Source organism: Pseudomonas sp. (genome assembly GCF_036387035.1).
GTDB lineage: Bacteria > Pseudomonadota > Gammaproteobacteria > Pseudomonadales > Pseudomonadaceae > Aquipseudomonas.
This window is the reverse complement of sequence record NZ_DASVUM010000142.1, coordinates 1-10512: the sequence shown is the minus strand read 5'-3', so window position 1 is coordinate 10512 and position 10512 is coordinate 1. Positions and strand designations below refer to the sequence as shown.

Annotated in this window: 9 protein-coding genes; 5 read left to right on the top strand and 4 right to left on the bottom strand. The window is 60.3% G+C overall.

The window, feature by feature from the left end; all coding sequences use genetic code 11:
• The 4 genes from speA to VF672_RS13780 form a co-directional block, all read right to left on the bottom strand.
• The coding region (speA, locus tag VF672_RS13795; protein WP_331105139.1) for an arginine decarboxylase at positions 1-1863 on the bottom strand (1863 nt) is incomplete at its 3' end.
• Between the two features lie 182 nt (positions 1864-2045).
• Positions 2046-2417: a translation initiation factor Sui1 gene (locus tag VF672_RS13790; protein WP_331105138.1), complete on the bottom strand. Its 372-nt coding sequence runs from the start codon at positions 2415-2417 to the stop codon at positions 2046-2048.
• A 163-nt stretch (positions 2418-2580) separates the two neighbouring features.
• Positions 2581-3126, bottom strand: a complete 546-nt coding sequence (locus VF672_RS13785) for an NUDIX hydrolase (RefSeq protein ID WP_331105137.1) — start codon at positions 3124-3126, stop codon at positions 2581-2583.
• Positions 3127-3129: 3 nt separating this feature from the next.
• Complete coding sequence (locus VF672_RS13780) at positions 3130-4221, bottom strand: DUF2333 family protein (protein ID WP_331105136.1); 1092 nt, start codon at positions 4219-4221, stop codon at positions 3130-3132.
• Positions 4222-4559: 338 nt separating this feature from the next.
• Between VF672_RS13780 and VF672_RS13775 the strand changes: the two genes are divergently transcribed.
• The 5 genes from VF672_RS13775 to accC form a co-directional block, all read left to right on the top strand.
• Positions 4560-6224, top strand: a complete 1665-nt coding sequence (locus VF672_RS13775) for a PleD family two-component system response regulator (RefSeq protein WP_331105135.1) — start codon at positions 4560-4562, stop codon at positions 6222-6224.
• Positions 6225-6328: 104 nt separating this feature from the next.
• Complete coding sequence (locus VF672_RS13770; RefSeq protein ID WP_331105134.1) at positions 6329-8113, top strand: protein-disulfide reductase DsbD; 1785 nt, start codon at positions 6329-6331, stop codon at positions 8111-8113.
• A gap of 152 nt (positions 8114-8265) precedes the next feature.
• Positions 8266-8718 carry a type II 3-dehydroquinate dehydratase gene (gene aroQ, locus VF672_RS13765; protein ID WP_265387290.1) on the top strand — a complete coding sequence of 151 codons (453 nt, stop codon included), beginning with the start codon at positions 8266-8268 and terminating at the stop codon, positions 8716-8718.
• An 80-nt stretch (positions 8719-8798) separates the two neighbouring features.
• Complete coding sequence (gene accB / locus VF672_RS13760) at positions 8799-9251, top strand: acetyl-CoA carboxylase biotin carboxyl carrier protein (protein ID WP_331105133.1); 453 nt, start codon at positions 8799-8801, stop codon at positions 9249-9251.
• A 17-nt stretch (positions 9252-9268) separates the two neighbouring features.
• On the top strand, positions 9269-10512 hold a 1244-nt coding region (gene accC, locus VF672_RS13755), incomplete at its 3' end, for an acetyl-CoA carboxylase biotin carboxylase subunit (RefSeq protein ID WP_331105132.1).

Below are 10512 nucleotides of genomic sequence, written 5' to 3'. Positions count from 1 at the left end.
GAACTGCGTGCGCTCACGCGGGGTGATCTTGGCGCTGGCGACTTTGTCCCGGTAATGGGTCATCAGTTCTTCCGGCGACAAGTGCACGTAACGCAGCATGTCTTCGATGGTGTCGTGGGTTTCGATCCCGGCCGAATAGGCGCTGCCGTCCTGGTTCTGGTAGATGTTCACCGAATCGGTGTCGCCGAACAGGTTGTGCATGTCGCCCAGAATCTCCTGATACGCACCGACCAGGAACACGCCCAGCAGGTAGTCCTCGCCCTCGTTCAGCGAGTGAACCGGCAGGCTGGTTTCGATGCTCTGCTCGTCGACGTACTGGTTGATCTTACCGTCGGAGTCGCAGGTCAGGTCTTGCAGCACGGCGCGGCGCAGCGGCTCCTCGTCCAGACGGTGCAGCGGGATGATCGGCAATACCTGGTCAATCGCCCATGTGTCCGGCAGGCTCTGGAACACCGAGAAGTTGCAGATGTACTTGTCTGCCAGCTTGTCATTAAGTTCGTCGAGCACCTGACGATGGGAACGCTGACGGGCTTTCAGCGAGTTGTGCAAACGACGGCACACCGCGAAGTAGCACTGCTCGCCCAAGGCTTTTTGCGCGAGGGTGATCTTGCCGTCGGAATACTGGGAAGCGATGTCGCTCATGTAGTGCGTGGCGCGCCAGTACGTCTCGGTGACCATCTCGATGTCGGTCGGGCCGAGGAGATCGACCAGCCATTGCAGGGTTTCCGGCAGGCTTTCCTTGTCGGTGACTTCCGGCACTTCGTCGTTGTGACGCTCGACGTCCGTAACCTGGATCACCAGCATGGCGTGGTGCGCGGTCAGCGAGCGGCCGCTTTCCGAGAAAATGTGCGGATGCGGCAGACCCTGGGCGTCGCAGAATTCCTTGAGCATCCCGACCACGACACCGGCGTAATCGTCCATGTCGTAGTTGATCGAGCTGGCATTGCGCGAATGCGTGCCGTCGTAGTCGACACCCAGGCCGCCGCCGACGTCGATGTGATCCACCGGCAGGCCGAGGTTACGCAGTTCGCCGTAGTAACGAATCGCTTCCTTGAAGCCGTGTTGGTAGTCGGCCAGGTTGGCAATCTGCGAGCCCATGTGGAAGTGCAGCAGGCGGATGCCCTGATCAAGACCGGCCTTGGTGAAGCGGTCGACAACCGACAACAACTGCGCAGCAGACAGCCCGAACTTGGACTTCTCGCCACCGGTATCGGCCCACTTGCTGGAAGCCAGGGACGACAAGCGTACGCGCAGGCCCACTTGCGGGGCGACTTTGAGTTCGGCGGCTTCTTCGATGACCAGTTCGACTTCGGACTCTTTCTCGATGACGATAAAGACATTGTGGCCGAGCTTCTGCCCCATCAGGGCCAAACGAATGAACTCGCGGTCCTTGTAGCCGTTGCAGACAATGGTGCCGCCCTTCGGCGCCAGCGCCAGCACCGCCATCAGTTCCGGTTTGGAGCCGGCTTCAAGACCGATGGAAACGTTCTGCGTGGCGATGATGTTTTCCACCACCGCTTCCTGCTGGTTAACCTTGATCGGGTACAGCGCGGTGTACTTGCTCTGGTATTCCAGACGGGCGATGTTCTCGTCGAACGCACCGGTCAACTGACGCACGCGGTCCTGCAGGATGTCAGGGAAACGCACCAGCAATGGCAGGGACAAGCCGCTTTTGCGCAGCTGGTCTACCTGCTCGTAAAGATCGATGGGCGAGCTGTCCGGCCCGTTGGGGCGAACTTCAACGCGACCGGCTTCATTGATTGCGAAATAACCGGCCCCCCAATGCCGGATCCCGTAGACACTGCGGCTGTCTGCCACGGTCCATTGGCTGCCATCATCTTTGCGTGTGCGTCGTACGGACATCAAAGTCCCCTATAGAAAAGTCAAAAGCCCCGGCCTGACCGGCCGGGCGCAGTGTAGAGCGTGGAAATGACGATTTGGCGCGTGCTCTCTGTGGGGCAGTAGACCCGCATTGCGCAGCAGAGTTTGCATGAGTAGCGGCGGCCAGACCGACGACGAAAATCAATGCGCTCGAAACGGACGGCTCAACCGCCCGACTTCTTTGCTTTGAAGCCTTGTTTTACCAGCTCGGCCAGCAGCGTCTCTACATGGTCACCCTGGATTTCGATCACGCCATCCTTGAGTGCCCCGCCCGTTCCGCAACGTTGCTTGAGCGTCTTGGCCAGGTCTTTCAACCCGTCCTCAGCCAGCGGAACGCCGCTGATGGTCGTGACGGTCTTGCCGCCCCGCCCTTTGCTTTCGCGGCGCACGCGGGCGATGCCATCCCCTTCAGGGATGAACGTGCTTTTGCAGGTGCAGGCGTCGACGGGCTGCCGGCAGTCAGGACAATGACGACCGGCGTCGGTTGAAAATACCAGGCCACCGAGGGCAGCGAAGGATGCGGCTTTTTTGGCCACCGGCAATCCTCTTGTTGAGGAGCGAAGTCTGGCCGACGGGAGCCGACCGCGAAGCCCCACTCAGGCAGGGGCAGCGCTACCGGATCGCAAGGGCGGTCCGGCCTGAAAAGTCGCGCAGTGTAACGGCAAAAGACGCAGTTGCTAAGTGCAAATATGCGCCAATTTACGGAACATTTGCGACGCCTTCCAAATAGCGCTTCAGGGCGGCCAGCGAGTCCGGGCAGTAAGGCTTTTCAGCGGTTTCGCGCAGCACGTGGTCAATGCTGATAAAGCGCGCTTCCAGCACTTCTTCCGGCTGCAGCTTGAGAGGCCCGTCCCAGACGGCCGAGAACACCGCGCACCACAACCGGTTGTCCGGCTGATCGAAAAAGAACCGTTCGTGGGCACTGAGCGCCACGCCGGAAACGCCCAGTTCTTCCTCTAGTTCGCGTGCCGCTGAGAGCTCGTAGCTTTCACCGTTCTGCACCATGCCGCCTGCGGCCACATCCCAATAACCGGGATAAACCGCTTTGCTCAGTGTGCGTCGATGCACACACAGCTCGCCCGCCGAATTGAATAGAAGAATGTAGGTGCCGCGCCCGATCAGCCCACGCTCGCGCAGGTCTGCCCGGGGCAGCGCACCGAGGGGCTGATCATGACGATCAACCCAGGCAATCAGCTCGGCATCGGAGGCCGCACGGTGCGCGACCTCTTGATCGGAAACCGTCATCGATCAGCCTTGGGAGAGCAGCTGGCGCAGGTCAATCACCGCAGCGTTCGCACGCGACAGGTAGTTGGCCATGACCAGCGAGTGGTTGGCGAAGATGCCGAACGGGCTGCCGTTGAGAATCATCGGGCTCCAGATCGGCTCTTGCGACGCTTCCAGTTCACGAATGATCTGACGCACGCTCACGGTTGCGTTCTTCTTCGCCAGGACATCGGCAAAATCGACCTCGATGGCACGCAACAGGTGCGACAGCGCCCATGCCTGACCGCGCGCTTCGTAAAACACGTTGTCGATCTGCATCCATGGTGTTTCAACAATTTCTTCATCGACCTGCGGCACTTCGCCCGGCTTGACCGTGACCGTGGACTGCGCCTCGGTTTTCAACGTGCTGTTCAGCTTGACCCGCCCCACGCTGGCCGACAGGCGTTGGGACAGGGAACCGAGTCGAGTACCGACGTCGCCCAGCCAGTTATTCAGGTTGTCGGCACGGGTGTAGAACAGCGCGCCCTTTTGATTAGGGTCGGACAGGCGCGCTTGATAGCGGCTCAACATGGCGATGCCTTCGCGGTATTGAGACTCGCTCGAAGGCAGCACCCAGCTTTTGTTGTCGAAGTTGAACAGCGGCTCGGCGCGTGCCAGATCGCCGTCTTCGGCAGACTGCGACTGCGAGCGGGCGAAGTCTTTGCGCAGCGCGCGGCTCAGATCACGCACCTGCACGAGCACGCCATATTCCCAGCTCGGCATGTTGTCCATCCACAGGCCAGGCGGAGAACGATCGTTGGAAATGTAACCGCCTGGTTTGTCCAGCAGGGTGGACGCGACTGTCTTCAAGGTTTCGACAGTGGTGTAGCCCAGCACCATCTGCTTGCCTTCACTTTGCGCGGCGGCCTGGGCTTGTTGCTGGACCGGAAACAGGGGCGGTTCGCTGCTCCACCAGATGCCGAGCACCACGGTAACCACCAGATAGATACCTACCACGGCCCCGACGGCACGGCTGAATAACAGGCCGCCCCAATAACCACGCGGTGCCCTGCCCATCGGCTTTTCGTCAACGCGTTCAGTTCCCGCGCTGTCCGAGCGCTTCTTCCAATCCAGCATGGCCTTGTCCTTTCAATCACGGAATTCAGTGCTTCTGACCGCAACCTTACAGCAAGGTGCGTTTGGCAGGAACGTGATGGGAGGTGCAATTCTTTAGCAACTGAGTCGACGGGATTCTGAACGCTGCGTTGTGTCTACCGTAGCCTTCCCCTCTAAAGCCGGTCCCACCCGGAACGTTACCGGCGACTCGATCTGACAGACACTTGAAAAGCTGGAAGTTTGACGGATAAAACCGTCAAAAATGACGAGAAAGTGACTTGTGACAACCTGACCCACGGGAGTGGTGCTAGCATAGCGCCACCACTTATATCGGGGTTTCCCCTATAAAGAGTCAGGACATGACCGAAGCAGCAGATCCGAGCCGCGACCGACTCAAACACCACTTTGCACAGCGCGTCATCCATCAGGCTCGTCAGATTCTTGAGGTATGGCAGCGTCTGCAGCAAAGCGAATGGTCGGCTACGGACAGGGTTGAACTCACCGAGGCCAACCATCGACTGTTGCGCTTCGCCGAACGCTTCGAACAGGTCGAGCACGCGCAACTGGCCGCGGCGATCAATCTGGCGCTGCTCGACGTCGAGGCCAACCGTGGGCGGCTGAGCAGCGCGCTGATCACAGAGCTGAATCGCCTGATGCAACGCCTTTCCCGAACCGGCCTCAGGCATGGTGACTGCCTTGAGCAAACCGCTCTGCCCCCACCGCGCAAGCCCATTTATATCGCCCTGCAGGACCATGAACGAGGGGAGCGTCTGGCCAGGCAACTCGATTTCTTCGGCCTGAGCGCACTGGCCCTGGGCAGCGTCAACAGCTTCCATATGACGATAGCCGAGCGCCTGCCTGCCGCTGTTGTCATGGACGTCGACTTCAGCGGCGCTGGTGAGGGCCTGAAACTCGCCAGCCAGATGCAGGAAGGACTTGAACAAAAACTCCCGCTGCTGTTTTTCAGTCATTACGAAACCGATACGCCGACGCGCCTCGCCGCGGTGCGCGCAGGTGGGGAGGAATTTCTGACCGGCACGCTGGAGGCGTCCAGCTTGTTGGAGAAAATCGAAATCCTGACCCGGGTCGCGCAGTACGAACCGTACAAGGTGCTGATCATCGACGACTCGCGGGCCCAGGCGACGCACACCGAACGCTTGCTCAACAGCGCCGGAATCGTTACCCGCACCCTGCTTGACCCGATCAAGACCATGCCTGAGCTGGCCGACTTTCAGCCGGACCTGATCATCCTCGACATGTACATGCCAGGCTGTACCGGGACCGAGCTGGCCAAGGTGATCCGGCACAATGACCGCTACGTCAGCGTGCCGATCATCTACCTCTCCGCCGAGGACGATCTGGACAAGCAGTTGGATGCGATGAGCGAAGGCGGCGATGACTTTCTCACCAAACCCATCAAGGCGCGCCACCTTATTACTACCGTGCGCAACCGCGCGGCGCGGGCGCGGAGCCTTAAGGCGCGGATGATCCGTGACAGCCTGACTGGGCTCTACAACCACACGCACATCCTGCAATTGCTCGAAGACTGTAGCTTCCGCGCGCGGCGAGAGAACAAGCCCTTGAGCTTCGCCATGCTGGACATCGACCATTTCAAGAAGGTCAACGACAGCCACGGCCACCCCATGGGAGACCGCGTGATCAAGAGCCTGGCGCTGTTCCTCAAGCAGCGTCTGCGCAAGACCGATTACATCGGGCGTTACGGTGGTGAAGAATTCGCGGTGGTCATGCCAGACACCGACCTTGCAGCAGCTCATGGTGTACTCGACGAAATCCGCCAGCGGTTCGCCGAGATTCACTATCCCGCGCAGCCTGTCGATTTGTTCTGCACGTTCAGTGCTGGCGTGGTGGAAATCGCCGAGGACGACGACGCGCTCATGATGGCCTCGCAGGCAGACGAGGCGCTGTACCGCGCAAAGAAAGCAGGCCGCAATCAAGTGCATGGGCTGGAAAAGCGAGTTGCAGCGTCGACGCTGAGCAGACACACCCAACCTGACATTGTGTAACGGGCTGCGTCCTACACCATTTTCAGACCGAAGAAACCCAGCCCTCCCTGCACGGCCGCAGCCACTCCGCTATCATGCGCGGACTTCTGTAATGCGAGACCGCCATGCGCCGCCTGCTTTGTCTGCTACTGCTCATCTGTGCCCTGCCCGCTGTTGGCGCGGGCTTTCTCGAGAACAGATCGAGCGCCACACTGGGCAGCGCAGCAGTCGACAACACCAAGGATTTCCTGCCGGTCCGGCAAGCGTTCCAGCTGAACCTGAGCGACACCACCCCTAACGCCATCAAACTGCAGTTTGTCGCCACAGAAGGCTACTACCTGTATCGCCATCGCTTTCAGTTCCGCACAGAGCCTGCCGACATCGGCCTTGGCGCCGCGCAACTGCCGGACGGCGAAAAAAAGCACGATGAGTACTTCGGCGACGTCGAGGTCTACCACGGCATTCTCGACGTCAGCCTGCCACGCAAAGCCGGCGATAACCGACCGTTCACCCTGGTCGTCACCTATCAGGGCTGCGCTGACAAAGGGCTCTGTTACCCGCCTGAAACCGAGCGCGTGAGCATCGGCGGCACGAGCCCTGCCGCCTCCGATATCCCTCTCGCTGGCGACGTCACCAACGTCGAGTTCAGCTGGAAACAGCTGCTGCTGTTCTTTCTCGCTGGCGTCGGCCTGACCTTCACGCCGTGCGTGTTGCCGATGTTGCCAATCCTCTCCGGCGTCGTCCTGCGCGGGCAGATCGGCGGGCTGCGCGGGTTCTCTTTGTCCTTGGCCTACGTGCTGCCGATGGCGATCTGCTTCGCCATCCTGGGGGCACTGATGGGCATGTTTGGCGCCAGCCTCAATCTGCAAGCACGCCTGCAATCCGCCTGGGTGCTGGTGCCGTTCGCCGGGTTCTTTGCGCTCTTCGCCGTCGCCATGTTCGGCCTCTTCGAGCTGCGCCTGCCCCGCGCGCTCAATGACCGGCTGGATCGCATTGCCGGCAATACGCAGGGCGGATCCCTGTGGGGTGCGGCAGTTCTCGGTGTGGTTTCAAGCCTGCTGGTTTCGCCTTGTGTCTCTGCACCGTTGGCCGGCGCACTGCTTTATATAAGCGCCAGCGGCGATGCGTTAGGCGGGGCCTTGAAGCTGTTCGCTCTGGGCCTGGGCATGGGCGCGCCGCTGGTCCTGGTGGCCACCGGCGGCGCGGCGTGGCTGCCGAAAAGCGGGCCGTGGCTGGTCGCGGTGAAGAACGCCATCGGCGTGCTTTTGCTGGCCTTGGCCATCGGTTTGCTCAGCCGGGTGATTCCGGGGCAGGCCACGTTGTTGTTGATCGGGCTGCTAGGGGCCGGTGTTGCGCTATTTCTGGGCGCGCTGGAGTTCGGCAAAAAGACCACGCGCGGGCGCCTCGCTCAATTGCCTGGCTTGTTCCTGCTGGTGTACGCCCTTGCTTGCTGGTACGGCGCGCTAAGCGGCCAGACCGATCCGCTGCGCCCCTTGGGGCAGGCACGGATGATTTCGGGCCCTGCTCAACCGACATCAGACAGCCGCTGGCAGACAGTGACCCAGGCCAGCGAACTGGACAGAATCCTCGCGGAGTCCAAAAGCGCAGGCCAGCCGGTGCTGGTGGACTGGTACGCCGACTGGTGCATCAGCTGCAGGGTCATCGAGCACGAGGTGCTGCCGGATCCGAACATCGTCAGCCAACTGGGCGCCTTCAGGCTGATCCGCTTCGATATGACCGACAGCAGCCCTGAACAACGCGCCCTCCTGGATCGCTACAAACTGTTCGGCCCTCCCGCGCTGCTGTTTTTTGGAAAAAACGGCAATGAACTGGAAAACGTACGTGTCGTCGGCGAAATCGACGTTGAAGCGTTCTCGGAGCGGCTTTCTAGAGCAAATGACCAAATTTAGCGCCACGGTCACAAACTTCGCGCGAACATCGGGCATCGTGCTGAATATTGTGGGTAACTGGACAGTCCATCGTACTTTCCGGCATAGTCGCTGCCCATCAGCGGCTCACTCGGCATGTGAGCGTCGAAAACGCGAACAACAAGGAACAACCGATGGCGACTTTTCTGGTTCTTCACGGACCTAACCTGAACCTGCTGGGAACCCGTGAACCGGGGATCTATGGCTCGATCACGTTGGCCGACATCAACCAGGATCTGGAACAGCGCGCGCGCGAAGCCGGTCACCATCTGATGTACCTGCAGAGCAACGCTGAATACGAGTTGATCGACCGCATCCACGCTGCCCGCGATGAAGGCGTGGACTTCATCCTGATCAATCCGGCCGCTTTTACGCACACAAGCGTTGCGATACGTGACGCGTTGCTGGGAGTGAGCATCCCATTCATCGAAGTGCACCTGTCGAACGTGCACAAGCGCGAACCTTTCCGCCATCACTCCTACTTTTCAGATGTTGCTGTAGGCGTGATCTGCGGCCTTGGCGCCAGTGGTTACCGACTGGCCCTGGAGGCCGCCCTGGAACAATTGGCCAAGCGTTCTACGGTGTGAACGGCGCAGTCCAGCACTGAGCCCGACCGCCGGAACCGGCTACCAAATCCCCCTGACCGTCCCTTGGGAGTTGATGATTAATGGATATCCGTAAAGTCAAAAAGTTGATCGAATTGCTGGAAGAGTCCGGCATCGACGAACTGGAAATCCGTGAAGGCGAAGAATCCGTACGGATCAGCCGTCACAGCAAGACCCCAGCACAACAGTATTACGCGCCTGCTCCGATGGCCGCCCCTGCGCCAGCCCCGGTTGCCGCGCCAGTGGCTGCCGCTGAAGCACCTTCTGCGCCAAAGCTCAACGGCACCGTGGTCAAATCGCCAATGGTCGGCACCTTCTACCGCACACCAGCGCCTGGCTCGCCAGCGTTCGTCGAAGTCGGCAAGACGGTCAAGAAAGGCGACACCATTTGCATCGTTGAAGCGATGAAAATGATGAACCACATCGAAGCTGAAGTCAGCGGTGTGATCGAATCCATCCTGGTAGAAAACGGTCAGCCGGTTGAGTATGACCAGCCGCTGTTCACCATCGTTTGAACCGGGGAGAGCCTGCGATGTTGGAAAAAGTCCTGATCGCCAACCGCGGCGAAATCGCCTTGCGCATCTTGCGTGCCTGTAAAGAACTGGGCATCAAGACCGTCGCGGTCCATTCCACGGCAGACCGTGAGCTGATGCACCTTGGCCTGGCAGACGAAACCGTCTGTATCGGCCCGGCGCCGGCCAACCTGTCGTACCTGAACATTCCGGCCATTATTTCGGCCGCGGAACTGACCGGCGCCACGGCGATTCACCCGGGCTACGGTTTCCTCGCGGAAAACGCAGACTTTGCCGAGCAGGTCGAGAAGTCCGGTTTTGCCTTCATCGGCCCGAAAGCCGAGACCATTCGCCTGATGGGCGACAAGGTTTCCGCCAAAGACGCCATGAAGCTCGCCAGCGTGCCTACCGTTCCTGGTTCTGACGGCCCGTTGCCGGAAGACGAAGAAACCGCGCTGCGCATTGGCCGTGAAGTGGGCTATCCGGTGATCATCAAGGCCGCTGGCGGCGGCGGTGGTCGCGGCATGCGTGTAGTGCACAAAGAAGAAGACCTGATCGAAGCGGCCAAGCAGACCCGCGCTGAAGCGGCTGCCTGGTTCAGCAACCCGATGGTCTATCTGGAGAAATACCTGACCAATCCGCGTCACGTGGAAGTGCAGGTCATCTCCGACGGTCAGGGCCAGGCCATTCACCTGGGTGATCGCGACTGCTCCCTGCAGCGCCGTCACCAGAAGGTGCTGGAAGAAGCGCCGGCGCCGTTCATCGACGAAGAAGCGCGTCAGGCGGTGTTCGCCAGCTGCGTGAAGGCGTGCATTGACATTGGCTACCGTGGTGCTGGCACGTTCGAGTTTCTGTACGAGAACGGCCGGTTTTACTTCATCGAAATGAACACCCGTGTTCAGGTGGAGCACCCGGTTTCGGAGATGGTCACCGGTATCGACATCGTCAAGGAGATGCTCAGCATCGCCGCCGGCAACAAGCTGTCGTACACCCAGGATGACGTGGTCATCACCGGGCATGCGCTGGAATGCCGGATCAACGCTGAAGACCCGAAGACCTTCATCCCGAGCCCGGGGCTGGTCAAGCATTTCCACGCGCCGGGCGGCAACGGCGTGCGTGTGGATTCGCACCTGTACAGCGGCTACAAGGTTCCGTCCAACTACGACTCGCTGATCGGCAAGCTGATCACGTGGGGCGCAACCCGCGATGAAGCCATGGCGCGGATGCGTAACGCGCTGGACGAAATCGTGGTCGACGGCATCAA